The sequence below is a fragment of the Winogradskyella immobilis genome, assembly GCF_021887715.1.
In the GTDB taxonomy this organism is placed as follows: domain Bacteria; phylum Bacteroidota; class Bacteroidia; order Flavobacteriales; family Flavobacteriaceae; genus Winogradskyella; species Winogradskyella immobilis.
Window position 1 is genome coordinate 121,392 of sequence record NZ_JAIQXX010000001.1, and the last position, 19,611, is coordinate 141,002.

The window sequence follows — 19,611 nt, forward strand, 5'->3', positions numbered from 1 at the left end:
TCGCATTTTTAATAAAAATACATTAGTAATTTTGTTCCCAATTTTACAGATATGATTACTACCGATATATTAATAATTGGTGCAGGACCTACAGGGTTATTTACAGTTTTTGAAGCAGGCTTATTAAAACTTAAATGTCATTTAATAGACGCCTTACCACAACCTGGCGGACAATGCTCAGAGATTTATCCTAAAAAACCCATTTATGATATTCCTGCTTATCCCGAAATTTTAGCAGGTGACCTTACAGATAAGTTATTAGAACAATGCAAGCAGTTTGAACCTGGTTTTACGCTTGGAGAACGAGCTGAGACTATTGATAAACAAGAAGATGGTAGTTTTATAATAACGACTAATAAAGGCACTAAACATAAAGCGCCAGTTGTTGCTATTGCTGGAGGTTTGGGAAGTTTTGAGCCAAGAAAACCATTGCTGGAAAATATAACGAATTTTGAAGATAAAGGAGTAGAATACATTATTAAAGATCCAGAACTATATAGAGATAAAAGAGTAGTTATTGCAGGAGGAGGAGATTCAGCGTTAGATTGGAGTATCTTTTTAAGTGATGTAGCATCTGAGGTAACATTAATTCATAGAAGAAATGAATTTAGAGGACATTTAGATTCTGTTGAAAAAGTTCAAGAACTAAAAAATGCAGGTAAGATTAATTTAATTACACCAGCAGAGGTTACAGCTATAATTGGTGATGATAAAGTTAAAGGCATAGAGGTTACAAAGAAAGATGAAAATCCAATAATTGTAGAAACGGATCATTTTATTCCATTATTTGGGTTGTCACCAAAACTAGGTCCTATTGCCAATTGGGGTTTAGAGATAGAAAAAAATGCGATTAAAGTTAATAATGCGTTAGATTATCAAACTAATATTCCAGGAATTTTTGCTATTGGAGATGTTAATACATACCCAGGGAAATTAAAGTTAATTCTTTGTGGATTTCATGAAGCAACATTAATGTGCCAAGCAGCCTATCAAATTATTAACCCAGGAAAACGTTACGTATTAAAATATACAACGGTTAGTGGTATTGATGGTTTTGACGGTACACGTAAAGAAGCTCCTAAGGCAGTGGTAAAAGCAATTGAGTAAACGCAATATATAAATGGATGTTATGCTGAGCTTGTCGAAACATCTTAAATATGAGTAAAACTGACATAAACATAACAATAATCGATCGTGATGGTGTAATTCATAAAGTTGAAGCTCCAACCGATATGAATATGAATTTAATGGAAATAATTCGATCTTATGAGTTAGCTCCAGAAGGGACTATTGGTGTTTGTGGAGGTATGGCAATGTGTGCCTCTTGTCAATGTTATGTTTTGAGTGAAAATGAGTTGCCGGTACTGCAAGATGATGAGGAAGCCATGTTGTCTGAGGCATTTTATGTAAAAGACAATTCCCGTTTAGGTTGTCAAATCCAAATGACACCAGAAATGGAAGGTCTAAAGATTGAAATTGCACCAGAAAGTTAAAAACTTAGCCACAAGAGAGTGACTTCTTTAATATTAGTGTGTCTTATATAATATAATGGCACTTTTCAAAATATATCAAGAAAAATCTGGTGATTTTAGAATACTATTAAAACTAAATTCACAGATAGAATTTATTAGTAGTCGTCAAAAATCTAAATATGATTGCTACTATCTCATAAAAATAATCAGAAAAATTTCTGAATTAGCTTCATCATATATAAAAAAGACATCTGATTGCGGAAGTATTTACTTTAAATTGGTTGATAAATCATATAATAAAGAATTAGGTGAAAGTATGCTCTACATAAATGATAACATGCTAAATTCTAAAATTGAAATAATGAAATTAGAAACTGCATGTGCAAAATTAGATTCTAAAATGTATTCAGTGTAATACTTAGTTTACTTTATATTCTAATAATTTTTGAGGACCTTCTAATAACGTTTTAACAATCCTTAAAGAACCATCTTCAGATGAATCTATATGCCATTTAATCAACGAAATTTTGCCATGTTCTATTTCTATACCAGTAATACTTCGCGGATGTACGCAACTACCATCATTAAAAAATGGAATATCGTTAGGTTTAGGAAAACGAGGGCGATGTGTGTGGCCAATTACAGTTATTAAATTATTGTTATTTGAAATCCACTTTTTAATACGACGTTCTATTTTAATCAACTCTTTATAGTTTTTTGCAGGGCTAGTTGGGTCTGCAATACCCATAACATTTAGAGGCTTCCAAAGTATACGTACCATAAAACGACTCCACTTCCAGAACAAATAGTTCCACCAATCTGCCTGGTGACCATGTGCTAAAAACAACTCTTGCTTAGTGTCTTTATGTTCTAAAATTATGCCTTCATGGTATTCAATATCGCAAAATAAATCTTTGTTTTCACCAGTTTTTGGATCAAAATAGGTGTTGAGGTGTTTGCGAATATAATTCTCATTTCTGTATACCATATCATGGTTTCCCCAGATCATGTGCAAGCGCTCTTCATCATGAAACTGCTTCATTAGCATGTATACATTTTTATGGGCATAAAAAATAGATTGAAAGGTTATATTTTCCCATAACTCATCTCCATCGCCCAATTCACAATACTCAAAACCCTCATTGTAGTAATGTTTAAGAGCATGGAAGTAAATATTTCTATTATTTGCAAAATCGTCAGCAAAACTATTATCGCCACGATGGCAATCACTAAATAATATAAATTTAGAAGTATCATCAAACGCAATTCGTTTTGCGTTTTTATATGCACGATCTAATCTGGTTTTTGAAGACATAGAGTAAATGTAAACAAAAAATGCTTCCTAAATTAGAAGCATTTTTTATAAACTAAATTTTTAAACTTATTTAAAAGCGTTTAGACCAGTAACATCAAGTCCTGTAATTAAGAGATGAATATCGTGCGTGCCTTCATAAGTAATTACACTTTCAAGATTCATAGAATGACGCATAATAGAATATTCTCCAGAAATACCCATACCACCTAGCATTTGTCGAGCTTCTCTCGCAATATTAATTGCCATATCTACATTATTACGTTTTGCCATAGAAATTTGAGCTGAAGTTGCTGTGCCATTATTTCGCATGACGCCAAGTTTCCATGCTAATAATTGTGCTTTAGTAATTTCTGTAATCATTTCAGCTAATTTTTTTTGTTGCAATTGAAACTGCCCAATCGGTTTGCCAAACTGTAAACGTTCTTTACTATATCTAAGTGCGGTATCGTAACAATCCATTGCTGCTCCAATAGCTCCCCAAGCAATACCAAAACGTGCAGAATCTAAGCACCCAAGTGGCGCACCTAAACCAGATTTATTAGGTAATAAATTCTCTTTAGGTACTTTTACATTATCAAAAATAAGTTCTCCAGTAGCTGATGCTCTAAGTGACCATTTGTTGTGAGTTTCAGGAGTTGAAAACCCTTCCATACCACGCTCAACAATTAATCCGTGTATACGACCTTCTTCATTCTTTGCCCAAACAACAGCAACTTGTGCAAATGGAGCATTAGAAATCCACATTTTAGCACCATTTAAAAGATAATGATCTCCCATATCTTTAAAATTAGTAACCATACCACCAGGATTAGAACCATGATCAGGTTCGGTAAGTCCAAAACATCCCATCCATTCTCCTGAAGCTAATTTTGGTAAATATTTTTTACGTTGATCTTCGTTGCCATATTTCCAAATCGGGTACATCACTAAAGAGGATTGAACAGAAGCTGTACTTCGTACACCAGAATCTCCACGTTCAATTTCTTGCATAATTAAACCATAAGAAATTTGATCTAATCCAGCACCACCATATTCTTCAGGTATGTATGGGCCAAAAGCGCCAATTTCAGCTAGTCCGTTTACAATTTGAGTTGGGAATTCTGCTTTTTGAGCATAATCTTCAATAATGGGAGAAACATCACGTTTTACCCATTCTCTAGCAGCATCACGTACTAATTTATGTTCGTCTGTTAAAAGCTCATCAAGATTATAATAATCTGGAGCTTCAAATAAATCTGGCTTCATTTGTTTTGTTTTTGTATACAAAACAAAAGTACAAAAACGATTGTATTGCTCAATGAAAATTACATTTTCAAATAAAAAGCCTTAGTTAAATTTATATAAGCTTCAGTGTATTGATGGCGAGACGTTTCAATAACTAATTTTGTTTTGTTAATTTCAGTTTTATGAAATGAAAATTCTAATAAGCTTCGCTTGATTTCGGATTCAGGGTTTCCTTTAACATGTAGTATTCGATTAGGAAATAAACCAACTTTTAAGGCTAAATCAATAAAAGAAGCTTCTTCTTTATGTGGAATAATAACTGAGAAAACACCGTCTGCTGAGAGTAATTTGCTCACAGCATATATTAAGTGTTCAAATGGCATAGCATCGTTAAAACGTGCAAGATCTCTTGAAGCATTATTTGTTTTATAATCTTCAGAATAGAATGGAGGATTACAAATGACTAGATCATAGTTGTCATCAATCTCTTCTGCAAATTCTAATAATGAAGCATGGTAACAGAATAAACGGTCAGCCCATGGAGAGTTTTCGAAATTTTCTGAGCATTGCTCGTAAGCATCAGTATCGATCTCTAAAGCATCTATAGTTTCAATAGCGCTTCGCTGTGCTAAAATTAAAGCTAAAACGCCAGTCCCTGCACCAATATCTAAAGCAGAAAACAGATTGTTTTTAAGTGAAGTCCAAGCACCAAGTAAAACAGCATCGGTACCAATTTTCATAGCGCATCTATTTTGACTTACTTGGAATTGTTTAAATTGAAAAGGTTTATCCATGATTATTAGAAAGTCCTTCCTTTTGGGAAGGATTTAGGATGGGCTTATATACAAATCAATTAAACCTTCTGGCGTTTCTACAATGATTGTCTTATTATCGCGATCAACTTTAACGATGAATTCATCATTCATAGGAATTAAAATTTCAACACCATTTTTATTTATTTCAAAGAGTGATTGCGCGGTAGAATCATTAATCCCAGAAAGTGTGCCGACGGTTCCATAATTTTTGTCTTCGATAACAAAACCAATAACTTCATGAAAATAAAACTTATTACCTTCTAATTTAGGAAGTAGTTTAAGTGGTAAGTACAATTCTGTTTTTATAAGCGCATCTGCGTCAGCTTCAGTATCTACATCTTCAAATTTAAGACGCAATAAATCAGACTTATGTAGCTGAGAAGCTTCTATAAAAAAAGGAACGAGATTACCTCTTAAATCTAAAAATATAGCATCTAAGTTGTCGTATAAATCAGGCTCGTCAGTATCTAACTTAGCCAATAACTCTCCTTTAAAGCTATATTTCTTTACAATTTTCCCTAAATAAAAACAGTCTTCTTTTTTCAAAACAAATCTTGCATTTGTTGTTTCAGTATCACACGAAAATACTAATCAAAAAAAATCCCGACAGATTATCGTCGGGATTAAAAGTATAAAAATTAATTTTTTATTCTTCTTCGTTTGAAGCTTCAGTTTCTTCAGCTACTGGAGCAGCTGCAGCAATACGTGCTTCATTAATAGCTTTTTCAGCTTTTAAAGCTTTAGTTCTAGCATCTGCATCAGCTTTAGATAAGCCATCAGTTTTTGCTTGAATTTTAGCTGCTTTTTCTTCAGCCCAAGCATTGAATTTAGCTTCTGCTTGTTCTTCAGTTAAAGCACCTTTTCTAACTCCACCAACTAAGTGATTTTTTAACATCGCTCCTTTGTAAGATAAAATAGCTTTTGCAGTATCTGTTGGTTGTGCACCGTTCTGTAACCATTGTACAGCTCCGTCTACATTTAAATCAACAGTTGCAGGATTAGTGTTTGGATTGTAAGTTCCTAATTTTTCTAAGAATTTACCATCTCTTTTAGCGCGAGAATCCGCTGCTACGATCCAGTAGAAAGGTTTTCCTTTTTTACCGTGTCTTTGTAATCTAATTTTTACAGGCATAATAATTAATTAGTGAGGTTCTCGACCTCTGTTATTAATGAGGGCGCAAATATAATATATTTTTTTCGTTTTAATAGTAAAGACTTTAATTTAGAATTTATTATATATTTGATACAACCTTTAAATTTATCTTTATGAAGAATGTATTGTTTTTAGTTTTTTTGTCATTTTTAATTTTTAGTTGTGGGAGTGATGATGATAATAATGATGATTTACCAGTTATTGTTCAATTTGTTTCTGTTAATGTTGATGGTGTATCTAGGGTGTTCGATGATAATGTGACTATTGATTTAGTCGAAAATGCTTTAAACTATAGATTAGAAGACAATAATTCAGACGATTGGATTTCTTTTAGAATAGCAGAAAACTTAGTCGGAACAGATTTTATAGGAGATTTTATACTTAATATGGACGGGATTAATTTTATTCCTTCACCAATGAGTCCTTTAGGAGAATTTACATCGACAATATCTTTAAATAATTCTACTGGATTAACAGGTGTCTTTTCAGGAGGATTAGCAAACGAATTTGATGCTTCAATGCCACAATTACCTGAGGTAGCCTTAACTAATGGGATTATCCAGATTGAAAGATAGTTAGTTAATTCATGGCTAATTATTATCCTAATTTCTAAATAATAAAATATATCATGAGAAAAAACATACTTCTAATAATCGTTGTTGTATTATTATGTTTAGGTTGTTCGGACACCATTGAGTTTAATAACCCAGCATTTCAGGCTAATAGAGAAGGAGTCACTTGGAAAGCAGACTTTTTTGCGGCAGATATAGATTTTGGCAAATTTTTATTTGAAGGCCGAGATGGTATAGAGGTTTTGCAATTAATTCCGTCTGATGATCGACGTGGAGTTTATACTTTAGGTCCAGAAAGTGAATCCGCAGCTATTTTTAGAGATGCAATTGGTACAGTGTTTTCTACTGCTAATCTTCCAGATCCGAGTATTACATTGTTCCCGCCTGAAGGAGAAATAGTCGTTGAGAGCCTTGATAATTCTTCTCCTATGCGTGTAACAGGTACTTTTAGATTTACAGCTTTTTCAGAAGATGGTTTACAATCGGTTAATTTTATTAATGGTGTGTTTTTTAGAATATCTTTAGATGGAGGTTTAGAAGCCATTGAGGATTAAAATATTAAAAATTTACAATTATAAAGCCATGCATTTTGCGTGGTTTTTTTGTTTACAACTGTTTATAACTTCATTTTAAAAAAGTAGACTAATTGTTTATTTTTAAAGTTCTGATTTTTTAAATCTAACTAAGCATAATGTACTTAATTTTCGATACCGAAACTACGGGTTTACCTAAACGTTTTAACGCACCAATTACAGATGTAGATAATTGGCCGAGAGCCATACAAATTGCATGGCAATTACATGATGATATGGGTGTTTGTATTGATCATCAAGATTATTTAATTCAACCAGAAGGATTTAATATACCGTATGATGCCGAAAAAATTCATGGTATATCTACGGAATTAGCGCAAGAACAAGGAGTACCTTTAGCCGAGGTATTAGAAAAATTTAATGAGGCTTTATCAAAAACAAAGTTTGTTGTTGGGCAAAATGTAAAGTTCGATTTAAATATTATGGGAGCGGAGTTTGTTCGGGAAGATGTTGCTAATCCTTTACAAGAATTACCTGTTTTAGATACCTGTACAGAACATACGGCAAGTTTGTGTCAAATTCCTGGTGGACGTTATGGGAAATTTAAGTTACCGACCCTAACTGAGTTACATCAATTTCTATTTAATAAGCCTTTTTCTGAAGCACATAATGCGACAGCAGATGTAGAGGCAACAACCCGTTGCTTTTTTGAATTGGTGCGACGCGAGCAATACACCAAAGAGCAACTCGATGTACAGCCCGATTATTTTCAGAAGTTTTCTCAAGGGAATCCAGATACAATTCAGCTTATTGGATTAAAACATGTTAATCTAAAGCGAGAAAGTGCAAAGATTAATGAACGACTTCAAAAAGAACAAGCAGAAGCTGTTCCTACGGAAACCAATAAAGAAGCAGTTTCAAAGTTAGCTGATGTAGATTTTGTGCATTTGCATAATCACTCACAGTTTTCCATTCTTCAGTCTACCATCAGTATTAAAGACTTAGTAACAGCAGCAGCTAATGAAAACATGCCAGCCGTAGCTTTAACAGATCATGGTAATATGATGGGTGCTTTTCATTTTGTTAGTGCTGTTGGTAATCATAATAAAGGTGTGAAAGCACAACATGCTGAAGCTGAAGAAAACGGAGAAGAAAAGAAAGGGAAACTTATAAAACCAATTATTGGTTGTGAGTTTTTTGTATGTGAAAATCATGCAGATAAAACCAGAAAAGATAATGGTTATCAAGTTGTGTTAATGGCTAAGAATAAAAAGGGCTATCACAATTTAGCGAAGTTATCTTCTGCGGCGTTTACAGATGGGTTTTATTATGTGCCAAGGATAGATAGAAAACTCATAGAACAATATAAAGAAGATCTTATTTGCTTAACAGGAAACTTATATGGCGAAGTGCCAAGTAAGGTTTTAAATGTTGGTGAGAATCAAGCTGAAGAAGCTTTATTGTGGTGGAAAGCCACTTTTCAAGAGGATTTATATCTTGAATTAATGCGCCATAATCAGGAAGATGAAAATCGTGTCAATCCTGTATTGATTCAATTTGCAAAAAAGCATGATGTTAAATTGGTTGCAACTAATAATACCTATTATGTAGAACAAGAAAATGCTAATGCGCACGATATTTTACTCTGTGTAAAAGACGGAGAAAAGCAAGCGACTCCTATTGGTCGTGGTCGTGGTTATCGTTACGGACTACCAAATCAAGAATACTATTTTAAGTCTTCGGAAGAGATGAAAGCACTGTTTAGAGACGTGCCAGAAGCGATAGTGAATGTGCAAGACGTAGTCGATAAAATTGAACCTTACGAATTAGCTCGTGATGTATTATTACCTGCTTTCGATATTCCAAATGAATTCAAGCATGAAGATGACGAAGCTGATGGAGGTAAACGTGGTGAAAATGCTTATTTAAAACATCTCACATACGAAGGAGCGAAAAAACGCTACGGAGACATTACACCGGAAATAAAAGAACGTCTCGATTTTGAATTGAGTGTTATTGAAAATACAGGTTATCCTGGTTATTTCTTAATTGTAGAAGATTTTATTCGCGAAGCCAGAAATATGGACGTTTCCGTTGGTCCTGGTCGTGGTTCTGCAGCAGGTTCTGTAGTGGCTTATTGTTTATGGATTACCAATATAGACCCAATTAAATACGATTTACTTTTTGAGCGTTTCTTAAATCCGGATCGTGTAAGTATGCCAGATATCGATATCGATTTTGATGATGAAGGTCGTGGTCGTGTAATGGATTATGTGATTGACAAATATGGCTCTAATCAAGTAGCACAGATCATCACTTATGGAACGATGGCTGCGAAATCTTCGATTAGAGATACAGCCAGAGTTTTAGATTTGCCTTTAGGTGATGCAGATCGTATTTCTAAGTTAATTCCTACCATGTCCAAGCTCGGAAAGATATTTGGACTTTCAGAAAAAGACTTAGCGAAGAAATTTAGAGCTGAAGATTTAGAAAAAGTAAATGAACTTCTTAATATTTCAGATGGTGAAGATTTACAAGCCGAAACCGTAAATCAGGCAAGAGTATTAGAAGGCTCAGTTCGTAATACAGGTATTCATGCTTGTGGTGTTATCATTACACCAAGTGATATTACCAATTATGTGCCTGTAGCCTTGGCTAAAGATTCCGATTTATATGTTACCCAATTTGACAACTCTGTTGTTGAAGACGCAGGTTTGTTGAAGATGGATTTCTTGGGGCTGAAAACCTTAACCTTAATTAAGGATACAGTTAAAATTGTAAAAGCAAAACATGATATTCTTTTAGATCCTGATAACTTTCCGTTAGACGATGAAGAGACTTATGCTCTTTTCCAACGTGGTGAAACCGTTGGGATCTTTCAGTATGAATCTCCAGGCATGCAAAAACACATGAAGAATCTTAAACCTACGGTTTTTGATGATTTAATTGCCATGAATGCACTCTATCGTCCTGGTCCTATGGAGTACATTCCAAGCTTTATTGCGCGTAAGCATGGTGATGAAGAGATTGAATACGATTTACCAGAAATGGAGGAGTACCTTAAGGAAACTTATGGTATTACGGTTTACCAAGAGCAAGTAATGTTGTTGTCTCAGAAATTGGCAGATTTCACTAAAGGTGAAGCTGATGTCTTGAGAAAAGCTATGGGTAAAAAGCAGATTGCGGTTTTGGATAAAATGAAACCAAAGTTTATTGAACAAGCGAGTGCAAAAGGATTAGATGCTAAAAAATTGGAAAAAATCTGGAAAGATTGGGAAGCCTTTGCAAGTTATGCCTTTAATAAATCGCACTCAACCTGTTATGCTTGGATTGCCTACCAAACGGCTTATTTAAAAGCACATTATCCTGCAGAATATATGGCAGCCGTATTGTCTAATAACATGAATGACATTAAATCTGTCACCTTCTTTATGGAAGAATGTAAACGAATGCGTTTACCCGTATTAGGACCAGACGTTAACGAGAGTTATTACAAATTTTCGGTAAATAAGGATAATGCCGTCCGTTTTGGAATGGGAGCAATTAAAGGTGTTGGTCATGGAGCAGTTATGACGATTGTCGAAGGTCGAAAAGAAGGCGGAAATTACAAATCGATTTTTGATTTGGCGAAACGTATAGATTTGCGTGCTGCTAATAAAAAGGCATTTGAAGGATTAGCTAATGCAGGTGGATTTGATTGTTTTACAGATACGCATCGTGCACAATATTTTGCGCACGATGGTGATGGTATTACCTTTTTAGAAAAAGCGGTAAAGTATGGAGCCAAACACCAAGAGAACGAAAACTCAGCGCAAGTAAGTTTGTTTGGTGCGGCAAGTGATGTGCAAATTTCGGAGCCTAATGTGCCGCCATGTGAAGATTGGGGAACGATGGAAAAACTATCTCGTGAAAAAGAAGTCGTTGGTATTTATATCTCAGGGCATCCATTAGATGATTTTAAAATAGAAATGCAAACCTTCTGTAATGGAAATATAAGTGTATTTAATGATTTAGAAAGTGTTCTAAATCGCGAAATCACATTTGGAGGAGTTGTTACAGAAATTCAACATCGTATAAGTAAACAAGGTAAAGGTTGGGCTATGTTTACTATAGAAGATTATACAGATAGTTTTGATTTTAGAATTTTTGGTGAAGATTATTTAAAGTATAGACATTTCTTGGTTCAAAATTCTTTTGTTTACGTTCGTGCATTTATAAAAGAAGGTTGGGTAAATAGAGATACAGGTAAAAAAGGAGAGCCTAGAATACAGTTTAACAACTTTCAGTTATTGCATGATGTTATGGATACTTATGCTAAAAAGTTATCTATACAAGTTAATATAGAAGATTTAGAAAAAGATAAAATTACAGATCTCCAAGATTTATTAGGAATGCATGATGGTAATAATACTCTCAACTTTTTGGTTTATGATAATAAAGAGAAATTGAAATTACAGATGATTAGTAGAAAACAAAAGATTAAAATTTCTCAAGAATTACTTTATGCTCTTGATGATAAAGAAGTAAAGTATAAACTAAATTGATAAATCTAACCAATACAACCATAGTCAAATCCAATACTTAGATTGTAAGGTTTAGACTTTTTTTTGACTAATATTGTATATTAAAACAAAGTAGAATACAATTAAAAGAATAAATATTATGGCATTAGAAATAACAGACGCAACATTTGAAGAAGCAGTATTAAACAGTGACAAACCAGTAATGGTTGATTTCTGGGCAGCTTGGTGTGGGCCATGTCGTATGGTTGGACCAATCATTGATGAAATTAGTACTGAATATGACGGTAAAGCTGTTGTAGGTAAAGTAGATGTTGATGCAAACCAAGAATTTGCAGCTAAATATGGTGTAAGAAATATACCTACAGTATTAGTGTTTCAAAATGGAGAGGTTGTAGGTCGTCAAGTAGGAGTTGCTCCTAAAAATGCTTATGCAGAAGCTTTAGACGCACTTTTATAGTCAAAAACTCTAAAAGAAATGATAAAAGGTTTGCCGTAATGGCAAACCTTTTTTAGTTTACGCTAATAAATAAAACCACCGTCGGATAATGCATTTTAAATCCTTGATTTCCATTAAATATTTATTGAGCACTTTTATAGTAGTTTGTATCTTGTCTTGTACTTCTGAAAAGAAGACAGAACTTGCGCTAGAAAAAGGAATTTCTCTAGAACTGGCCCAATATAGGAAACAGCAAGTTCAAAATATTATATACAACCTTGATTTTAAAATCCCCGAGGATAAGCAGACTCCTATTGCATCGATTTTAAATTTAGAAGTCAATTTAACAGATTTAGAACAGCCTTTATTTTTAGACTTTAATGTAGATAAATCACGTATACTTAGTGTTTCAGTTAATGGAAAATCAACTAAAATTAAACACGAAGAAGAACATGTAATTATAGATCAAAATCATTTAAAAATAGGAGCTAATACTTTAGAGATTAATTTTAATGCAGGTGAGTTATCATTAAATAGAAATGATGATTATCTCTACACTTTATTTGTGCCAGATCGTGCAAGTACAGCGTTTCCTTGTTTTGATCAACCCGATTTAAAAGCAACGTATAAACTAAATATTACAGCACCAATTGGCTGGCAAGTACTTTGTGGCGCGCCAATAGAAACAAAGGCAGAAACAGCCGGATTAGCAACTTATAAGTACGAAGCTACAGATAAAATGAGCACCTATTTGTTTTCGTTTGTAGCTGGTGATTTTAAAGAAGATATTCAGCAATTAGGAGAATTAGAAATGAAGATGCTTCATCGTGAGACTAGTGAAGAAAAGATTGATGCAAGTACGGATGAGATTTTTAAATTGCACCATAATGCAGTTAATTTTTTAGAAGATTATACACAGCAAAAATTCCCGTTTAAAAAATTAGATTTTGCATGCATCCCAGGATTTCAATACGGAGGTATGGAGCATGTTGGAGCTATACAATACAGATCTACTTCATTGTTTTTAGATAATAATGCAACAGATAGTAGAAAATTAGGACGTTGTAAGCTTATTGCGCACGAAACTGCGCACATGTGGTTTGGTGATTTGGTGACTATGAAATGGTTTAATGATGTATGGATGAAAGAAGTCTTTGCCAATTTTATGGCAGATAAGATTGCAAATCCAACATTTCCAGAGATCAATCATGCTTTGCAATTTATGACCACGCATTATCCAAGTGCCTATAGTGAAGACCGAACAAAAGGGGCAAATCCTATACGTCAAAAATTAGACAATTTAAAAAATGCAGGTACGCTTTATGGGCGTATTATCTATAACAAAGCTCCAATAATGATGCGTCAGTTAGAAGCCGTTATAGGAGAAGAAAAATTTAAAACGGGCATTCAAGAATATATAAAAACATTTGCAAATGGTAATGCGGATTGGAACGAACTCGTTAATATTTTAGATAGTAAAACAGATGTTGATATGAAAGCATGGAGTGATGTTTGGGTGAATCAACCTGGGCGTCCTATTATAAATGGAGATGTAACCTATGCCAATGGAAAAATTAGCAATTTTAAAATTAGTCAATCCGCAGAAAATGGCAGTGCTAATTTATGGACGCAATCTTTTGACATAGGCTTAATATATCCTAATGAAACTAAAGTTATTTCTGTACAATTAAATGAAAAAGACACACATTTAAAAGAAGCTGAAGGTTTGCCAATACCTGAAACAATTATATACAATTATAATGGATTTGGTTATGGTATTTTTCCAACAGACGCTAATAAAATAGAAAGCATTCCGGCGATAAAAAATGAAGTAGCGCGTGGTTATAGTTATATCAATTTATATGAAAATACACTTAGTGGAGCTATTCATCCAGATACAGCATTTAAAGTTTTGTCTAATGGATTTATTAATGAAGATGAAGAGCTAATAGCTAGTATGATTTCGGGTTATGCACGAGATATTTTTTGGAAGTATTTAAGTGAAAAAGAACGTTTAACTCATATCCTAAGTTTAGAATCGAGACTAAAGAACAGATTGCACGAGCAACTTTCTGTAGGAATGAAAAAGACGGTTTTTAATTTCTATAGAGGTTTAGCTTATTCCGATTCAGGAAAAGAGTTTTTATACCAGTTATGGTCTAAAAAGATTAGTATACCAAATTTAAAACTGAATGAGACGGATTATACAGGTATAGCAAGTTCACTAGCTATATTTGAGCATAAGGATAGTAAAGTTATTTTAGAAACCGCTAAAAATGCAATTTCTAACCCAGATCGTAAAGCGCGTTTTGAATTTTTATTGCCGTCATTATCTTCTGATGAGGCAGAAAGAAATGCATTTATGCAAAGTTTATCAGATGCTAAATATCGCGAAAAAGAATCATGGGTATTAGCTGCTTTAGGAAATATTCATCATCCGTTACGTCAAACATCAGCACAGCAGCATTTAAAAATGAGTTTAGAACTATTAGAAGAAATTCAGTTAACTGGAGATATCTTTTTTCCGAAGGGTTGGCTAAATAGTACTATTGGTAATTATAGTTCGCCTTATGCATATACTGTGTTAGAAACATTTTTAAATGAAAACCCAGATTTTAATCCAGTACTAAAAAATAAATTATTGCAGTCTGCAGATGGATTGTACCGTGCTAAAACTATAAATTTGGTAAAGTAATGGATATACAAAACGAATTACATAAAGCATCAGGGTTTAAAAATTTAGAACTATTAGCCAAACAAGTGGTTGAAGGTTTTATAGCTGGTATGCATAAAAGTCCATTCCATGGGTTTTCTTCAGAATTTGCAGAGCATAAAATTTACAATCAAGGAGAAAGTACTAAGCATATCGATTGGAAACTCTTTGCGCGTACAGATCGTTTGTATACTAAGCGTTATGATGAAGAAACCAATCTCAGATGCCATCTTATTTTAGATAATAGTAGTTCAATGCATTATCCAGAAACAAGTGGAACTAATATTGATAATTTAAATAAGGTAGCATTTTCCGCTTTGGCTTCGGCCTCTATAATGCATATTTTAAAAAAACAGCGCGATGCTGTTGGCTTGAGTATATATAGCGATAATTACGATTTTTATTCACTTGAAAAAGGGAGCGAACGTCATCACCAAATGTTGTTAAGTCAACTCAGCAATGCTGTAATATCAAAGCCTAAAGGAAAAACGACAGAAACGTATAGGTATTTGCATCAAATTGCAGAAAAAATGCATCGACGTTCATTAATATTTGTATTTACAGATATGTTTCAAACGGCTGAAGAAGATGAAAAACTGTTTGAAGCGCTTCGTCATTTAAAACATAATAAACACGAGGTGGTTTTATTTCATGTATTTGATAAAGACAAAGAATTGACGTTTAATTTCGATAATCGTCCTAAACGATTCACAGATGTAGAAACTGGAGAAACTATAGATTTATATCCAGATAATATTAAAGAGAATTACGAAGAAGCTGTAAAAACCTATTTTGATAATTTGAGATTAAAATGTGTACAGTACAGAATAAAGTATGTCGAGGCAGATATTAATGCAGGCTTTAATACGGTATTGACAACATATATGATAGAGCGACAAAAATTTGTGTAGATAAACACTATATTTTTATGTTTTTTGTTTGCTGAATTAAAAATGCAATGTATATTTGCCCTCGCAATTAAGCAACGGTCTGGTAGTTCAGTTGGTTAGAATGTCGCCCTGTCACGGCGAAGGTCGCGGGTTCGAGTCCCGTCCAGACCGCTAAAATTGCAAAAGCTTCAATTTTTTTGAAGCTTTTTTTAGCAATACAAAGATGTTGTGTTGTTCCAAGAGTAATCTTGGAGTAGTTGTAAGATTTCCAATAAATTTGGAAACTTGCCGATGAAAGGCTTTCCTTTTTTCTCTCGATAACTATCGGGAATAAGAAAATCGGGATGCTTTTTTTGTTTTGTAGAAGTTTATAATAACCATTGTGTTGAGTAATTCTTTGTAATGTTTCTTTTTAGTGATCCTTACTAGCTCTAGCTTCTATGGATTTACTTTATGTTTCATTAAACGTGTTACTCAATGCTATATATTATTAAGACACCGTTTTTTAATAAAAGTCACTAATTATATTACAATGATGTAAAATTAGGTTGTTTTTATACTGTTTTTTTGTAAGGCATATCTCAATAAAAGCGTTTTATCGATAAAATAATACATTTAATCGATAATTGTTTGTTGGCTGATTTTTAATCCTATATATTTGAGGTTCTTAAATAAGCCCCAAAATCACTTATTCAAGAAAATTTTAATCCATTTTACTTTCAAAACACAATTTTGTGTTTTAAAAACGTCCCTCGTTTTTTTTAGTATAAATTTTAGGTTTTACCTAAGATAGTTAATAATCCATTCCCTTCCCTCAACGTCATCGTTTGTATGGCACATTTATTAATTGACTATTGTTTTAACCCTAAAAATAGAATACTTATGAAAGCTTTAAAAATTACATTATTACTAGCAGCTGTATTATTGTTAACCGTATCTGGTGTACAATCTAAAGAAGCCATTGCTCAAGATGAGAATACGACAATTAAAAAATCACATAATAAAAGCTTGTTAGCTATTGATAGAAAATTGACTAAATTAAAAGGCGCTGCATAAATAACTTATATAATTTAATAAAATATTAGCTCTTATTTACTTAAGAGCTTTTTCTGTTGAAAGCATTTTATTATATTGGAATCTGTATAAATTATAGAATCCGATTTTGAATAAGATTCCTTTTATTATTATTTCATTCTTACTTTTAAATGTATGTAAAAGTCAAGAAAAATCTAAACAACTTGATTCTATATATAGTTTCATAGAGTTATCTAAAAACTCAGATTATAGTATAGAAGAAAGGCTTAAATATGCTATTAGTTCTTCTTCAATTGCTACTTCAGTTAATAATGATTCAATCCTTTTGCTTACTAATAGGAACTTAGCTTTTCTATATTTAAATGCTGAAAAATATGAAAAGTATGTTAGAATGAATAGATCTAATTTGAATCTGGCATATAAATTGAAAGATACTTCGGCAATTACTGTAGCTTCAGGTAATTTAGGCTCTTATTATAAGTTTATTAGACAAAACGACAGCTCTTATTTTTTTTATTTAAATTCTTTGAAGTATCTGAAATCTAACGAAATTACAGAGAAAAGAGGTACTGCATTTCATATTATTGCTGAAATAAAAGAAGAAGAAAGAGATTTTACTGGAGCTGAAGAAGATGCTATAAAAGCTGTTAGGATATTTGAACAACTACCAGAAAATGAAGATAATCTTTACAATTTATGGAGTGTGTACAATTTGTTAGGGATTATATCTAGAGAACTTAAGAATTTTGAAGAATCAATTGAATTTAATGATAGAGCTATTGATTTTGCAAAGCAAATGGAAGATGGATTTTATAATGAAATTTATACTATAAATAATAAGGCATATGTATATAGGCAAATGGGTAATTATAAAGTTGCAGTAGACTTATATAATAGTTTATTGCCTCTTAGACCTAAATACGAGGAGTATGATCCTTCTTTTTATGCCATCATTATAGCTAATATAGCCGATACTAGAATTGAATCGGGTGATACAAATTATAATGAGATAGGTGATATATTTAGAGAAGCATATAAGATAAGTGAAGATTTGGATGACGAATATGCTAAAATGAGTGTTGATGTAGTTTTATCTAAGTTCTATCTAATATTAGAGCAAAAAGATTTGGCGCATAAACATGCTAAAGAAGCTTATGATTTAGGGAAGAAATTGTCGGAGAATGAAGCGGTTTTAGAATCTCTTCTTTTATTATCAAAAATTGAAGCAGGTGAACTGGGAAAAGCACATTTAAATGAACATATAAAGCTTACAGATAGCCTATTGCAAGTAGAACGAGCTGTAAGAAATAAATATGCACGTATAGAGTTAGAAACCGACCAGATAGAAAAAGAGAATAAACAAATCTCTAAAGAAAACCGTTATCTCTTAATTTTATCAGGCGCATTATTACTGCTTGGGCTCTTAACTTATGTAGTCATTACCCAACGTGCTAAAAACAGGCAATTACGTTTAGTGCAAGCGCAACAAGAAGCCAATGAAGAGATTTATAACTTAATGCTTAATCAACAAGACAAAGTAGAAGAAGCAAGAGCTCAAGAAAAAATAAGAGTATCAAAAGAGTTGCATGATGGCGTTTTAGGCCGTCTGTTTGGCACGCGTCTTAGTTTAGATAGTCTCAATTTTGTAGAAGGCAAAGAAGCCATACAAAATAGAGCCAATTATATTGGGCAACTAAAAACCATAGAAGAAGACATCCGTAAAATTTCGCATGAGATGAATGCCGATTTTGTATCGGGTTCTGGTTTTATGGATATTGTTTCAGAACTTATTGAAAACCAAACTAAAGCTTATGGTTTAACGTACAATTTTAATTATACCGACGATATAAATTGGGATATGGTAACTAATAAAACCAAGATTAATAGTTATAGAATTGTACAAGAGTCGATGCAAAATATTTATAAACATGCAGAAGCAAAACATATAAATATTAGCTTTTTACTTAAAAATAATGTAATTTGCTTATACATTGCTGATGACGGAAAAGGCTTTGATACCTCAAAAGGAAAAAAAGGTATTGGACTTAAAAACATGACATCTAGAGTTGCAGATATTGACGGTAAAATAGAATTTGCATCTCAAGTAAATAAAGGCACAGAAGTTAAAGTTAAGATTCCCTATATCACTTAACACTGAAATGCGCAGTATAGATAATTTAATAGCAAAAGAAATTCTATTTGCAAATTCCGTGTGACCCTATATAATAAATTTATAGACGCATGAAACATTTAAACATTTTAATGGTTGATGATCACCCTATAATCATCGAAGGTTACCAAAACGTACTTATGGCTACTAAAGATGAGGATCAAACCTTGCTTATAGATACAGCCAATGACTGCGATATGGCGCAAATAATGATTACTAGAGCTGCTAAAACTACACCGTACGATGTTTGTTTTTTTGATATTAGTTTACCAGGTTCTGAAGATGGTAGATATGCTTCTGGTGAAGACTTAGCAATGCTTGCTAAAAAACTTCTTCCGGAGGCTAAGATTATTATATTAACCATGTTTAATGAAACCTTTCGTATACATAATATTATTAAAGAGATTAATCCGGATGGCTTTTTAATAAAAAGCGATTTAACTTCTATGGAACTTGCAGATGCGTTTCAACAGATTTTAAAATCTCCACCATACTATAGTAGTACGGTTAATAATTATGTAAAAAAGACAATTACTAGCGAAATATATGTAGACGATATCAATCGTAAAATACTTCATTTATTATCTCAAGGAATTAAAACACGTAGTCTTTTAGAATATATTCCACTATCGATGAGTGCCATAGAAAAACGTAAAAAACAACTCAAAATTTTGTTTTCTGTATACGACGGCAAAGACGAAACTTTATTACACGAAGCTAAAGAAAAAGGATTTTTATAGTTTTTTAACCTAAAGCATAA

General features: G+C 32.8%; 17 protein-coding genes and 1 tRNA gene. 13 read left to right on the forward strand and 5 right to left on the reverse strand.

Annotation, left to right across the window (positions count from 1 at the left end; all coding sequences use genetic code 11):
• Positions 1-51: 51 nt before the first annotated feature.
• Genes K8Z87_RS00500 through K8Z87_RS00510 form a run of 3 tightly spaced genes read left to right on the forward strand, consistent with a single transcriptional unit; the run spans position 52 to position 1,887 of the window.
• A complete protein-coding gene (locus K8Z87_RS00500) occupies positions 52-1,107 on the forward strand; it encodes an NAD(P)/FAD-dependent oxidoreductase (protein WP_227475471.1) in 1,056 nt (351 codons plus the stop codon).
• Between the two features lie 50 nt (positions 1,108-1,157).
• Positions 1,158-1,493, forward strand: a complete 336-nt coding sequence (locus K8Z87_RS00505) for a 2Fe-2S iron-sulfur cluster-binding family protein (protein ID WP_227475472.1) — start codon at positions 1,158-1,160, stop codon at positions 1,491-1,493.
• A 55-nt stretch (positions 1,494-1,548) separates the two neighbouring features.
• Complete coding sequence (locus tag K8Z87_RS00510) at positions 1,549-1,887, forward strand: hypothetical protein (RefSeq protein ID WP_227475473.1); 339 nt, start codon at positions 1,549-1,551, stop codon at positions 1,885-1,887.
• Positions 1,888-1,890: 3 nt separating this feature from the next.
• Here K8Z87_RS00510 and K8Z87_RS00515 read toward each other — a convergent pair whose 3' ends face one another.
• The 5 genes from K8Z87_RS00515 to K8Z87_RS00535 all read right to left on the reverse strand — a co-directional run bounded on the left by K8Z87_RS00515 (position 1,891) and on the right by K8Z87_RS00535 (position 5,958).
• Positions 1,891-2,787, reverse strand: coding sequence for a metallophosphoesterase family protein (locus tag K8Z87_RS00515; protein WP_227475474.1), 897 nt, complete (start codon positions 2,785-2,787; stop codon positions 1,891-1,893).
• 66 nt (positions 2,788-2,853) lie between these two features.
• A complete protein-coding gene (locus K8Z87_RS00520; protein ID WP_227475475.1) occupies positions 2,854-4,032 on the reverse strand; it encodes an acyl-CoA dehydrogenase family protein in 1,179 nt (392 codons plus the stop codon).
• A 59-nt stretch (positions 4,033-4,091) separates the two neighbouring features.
• The gene (locus K8Z87_RS00525; RefSeq protein ID WP_227475476.1) at positions 4,092-4,805 is read right to left on the reverse strand and encodes a tRNA1(Val) (adenine(37)-N6)-methyltransferase; all 714 of its coding nucleotides are present in this window, start codon (positions 4,803-4,805) and stop codon (positions 4,092-4,094) included.
• Between the two features lie 33 nt (positions 4,806-4,838).
• Positions 4,839-5,372, reverse strand: a complete 534-nt coding sequence (gene rimM / locus K8Z87_RS00530) for a ribosome maturation factor RimM (protein ID WP_227475477.1) — start codon at positions 5,370-5,372, stop codon at positions 4,839-4,841.
• Between the two features lie 100 nt (positions 5,373-5,472).
• A complete protein-coding gene (locus tag K8Z87_RS00535; RefSeq protein ID WP_227475478.1) occupies positions 5,473-5,958 on the reverse strand; it encodes a 30S ribosomal protein S16 in 486 nt (161 codons plus the stop codon).
• Positions 5,959-6,092: 134 nt separating this feature from the next.
• On the opposite strand from K8Z87_RS00535, the gene K8Z87_RS00540 reads away from it, so the two are divergent.
• The 10 genes from K8Z87_RS00540 to K8Z87_RS00585 all read left to right on the forward strand — a co-directional run bounded on the left by K8Z87_RS00540 (position 6,093) and on the right by K8Z87_RS00585 (position 19,591).
• Entirely contained in the window at positions 6,093-6,554 is a 462-nt protein-coding gene (locus tag K8Z87_RS00540) for a hypothetical protein (protein ID WP_227475479.1), read from the forward strand.
• A gap of 53 nt (positions 6,555-6,607) precedes the next feature.
• The gene (locus tag K8Z87_RS00545) at positions 6,608-7,105 is read left to right on the forward strand and encodes a DUF6252 domain-containing protein (protein WP_227475480.1); all 498 of its coding nucleotides are present in this window, start codon (positions 6,608-6,610) and stop codon (positions 7,103-7,105) included.
• Between the two features lie 137 nt (positions 7,106-7,242).
• Positions 7,243-11,628: a DNA polymerase III subunit alpha gene (gene dnaE / locus K8Z87_RS00550; RefSeq protein WP_227475481.1), complete on the forward strand. Its 4,386-nt coding sequence runs from the start codon at positions 7,243-7,245 to the stop codon at positions 11,626-11,628.
• 118 nt (positions 11,629-11,746) lie between these two features.
• The gene (gene trxA / locus K8Z87_RS00555) at positions 11,747-12,064 is read left to right on the forward strand and encodes a thioredoxin (protein ID WP_227475482.1); all 318 of its coding nucleotides are present in this window, start codon (positions 11,747-11,749) and stop codon (positions 12,062-12,064) included.
• 124 nt (positions 12,065-12,188) lie between these two features.
• Positions 12,189-14,738 carry a M1 family metallopeptidase gene (locus tag K8Z87_RS00560; RefSeq protein ID WP_317207414.1) on the forward strand — a complete coding sequence of 850 codons (2,550 nt, stop codon included), beginning with the start codon at positions 12,189-12,191 and terminating at the stop codon, positions 14,736-14,738.
• The gene (locus K8Z87_RS00565) at positions 14,738-15,667 is read left to right on the forward strand and encodes a DUF58 domain-containing protein (protein WP_227475484.1); all 930 of its coding nucleotides are present in this window, start codon (positions 14,738-14,740) and stop codon (positions 15,665-15,667) included. The genes K8Z87_RS00560 and K8Z87_RS00565 overlap by 1 nt, the downstream gene beginning before the upstream one ends.
• Before the next feature lie 76 nt (positions 15,668-15,743).
• Positions 15,744-15,817: transfer RNA gene (locus K8Z87_RS00570), tRNA-Asp, on the forward strand.
• Between the two features lie 660 nt (positions 15,818-16,477).
• A complete protein-coding gene (locus K8Z87_RS00575) occupies positions 16,478-16,702 on the forward strand; it encodes a hypothetical protein (RefSeq protein WP_227475485.1) in 225 nt (74 codons plus the stop codon).
• A gap of 106 nt (positions 16,703-16,808) precedes the next feature.
• Positions 16,809-18,833: a tetratricopeptide repeat-containing sensor histidine kinase gene (locus K8Z87_RS00580; protein ID WP_227475486.1), complete on the forward strand. Its 2,025-nt coding sequence runs from the start codon at positions 16,809-16,811 to the stop codon at positions 18,831-18,833.
• An 89-nt stretch (positions 18,834-18,922) separates the two neighbouring features.
• Entirely contained in the window at positions 18,923-19,591 is a 669-nt protein-coding gene (locus K8Z87_RS00585; protein WP_227475487.1) for a response regulator, read from the forward strand.
• Positions 19,592-19,611 lie beyond the last annotated feature (20 nt).

What these genes read in the sequence shown, in the direction of transcription:
- K8Z87_RS00575 (WP_227475485.1), top strand. Translation starts at nt 16,478, where the DNA reads ATGGCACATTTATTAATTGACTATTGTTTTAACCCTAAAAATAGAATA.
- trxA (WP_227475482.1), top strand. Translation starts at nt 11,747, where the DNA reads ATGGCATTAGAAATAACAGACGCAACATTTGAAGAAGCAGTATTAAAC.
- K8Z87_RS00545 (WP_227475480.1), top strand. Translation starts at nt 6,608, where the DNA reads ATGAGAAAAAACATACTTCTAATAATCGTTGTTGTATTATTATGTTTA.
- K8Z87_RS00585 (WP_227475487.1), top strand. Translation starts at nt 18,923, where the DNA reads ATGAAACATTTAAACATTTTAATGGTTGATGATCACCCTATAATCATC.
- K8Z87_RS00520 (WP_227475475.1), bottom strand. Translation starts at nt 4,032, where the DNA reads ATGAAGCCAGATTTATTTGAAGCTCCAGATTATTATAATCTTGATGAG.
- K8Z87_RS00515 (WP_227475474.1), bottom strand. Translation starts at nt 2,787, where the DNA reads ATGTCTTCAAAAACCAGATTAGATCGTGCATATAAAAACGCAAAACGA.
- K8Z87_RS00565 (WP_227475484.1), top strand. Translation starts at nt 14,738, where the DNA reads ATGGATATACAAAACGAATTACATAAAGCATCAGGGTTTAAAAATTTA.
- K8Z87_RS00540 (WP_227475479.1), top strand. Translation starts at nt 6,093, where the DNA reads ATGAAGAATGTATTGTTTTTAGTTTTTTTGTCATTTTTAATTTTTAGT.
- K8Z87_RS00500 (WP_227475471.1), top strand. Translation starts at nt 52, where the DNA reads ATGATTACTACCGATATATTAATAATTGGTGCAGGACCTACAGGGTTA.
- K8Z87_RS00505 (WP_227475472.1), top strand. Translation starts at nt 1,158, where the DNA reads ATGAGTAAAACTGACATAAACATAACAATAATCGATCGTGATGGTGTA.
- K8Z87_RS00510 (WP_227475473.1), top strand. Translation starts at nt 1,549, where the DNA reads ATGGCACTTTTCAAAATATATCAAGAAAAATCTGGTGATTTTAGAATA.
- K8Z87_RS00535 (WP_227475478.1), bottom strand. Translation starts at nt 5,958, where the DNA reads ATGCCTGTAAAAATTAGATTACAAAGACACGGTAAAAAAGGAAAACCT.
- K8Z87_RS00525 (WP_227475476.1), bottom strand. Translation starts at nt 4,805, where the DNA reads ATGGATAAACCTTTTCAATTTAAACAATTCCAAGTAAGTCAAAATAGA.
- dnaE (WP_227475481.1), top strand. Translation starts at nt 7,243, where the DNA reads ATGTACTTAATTTTCGATACCGAAACTACGGGTTTACCTAAACGTTTT.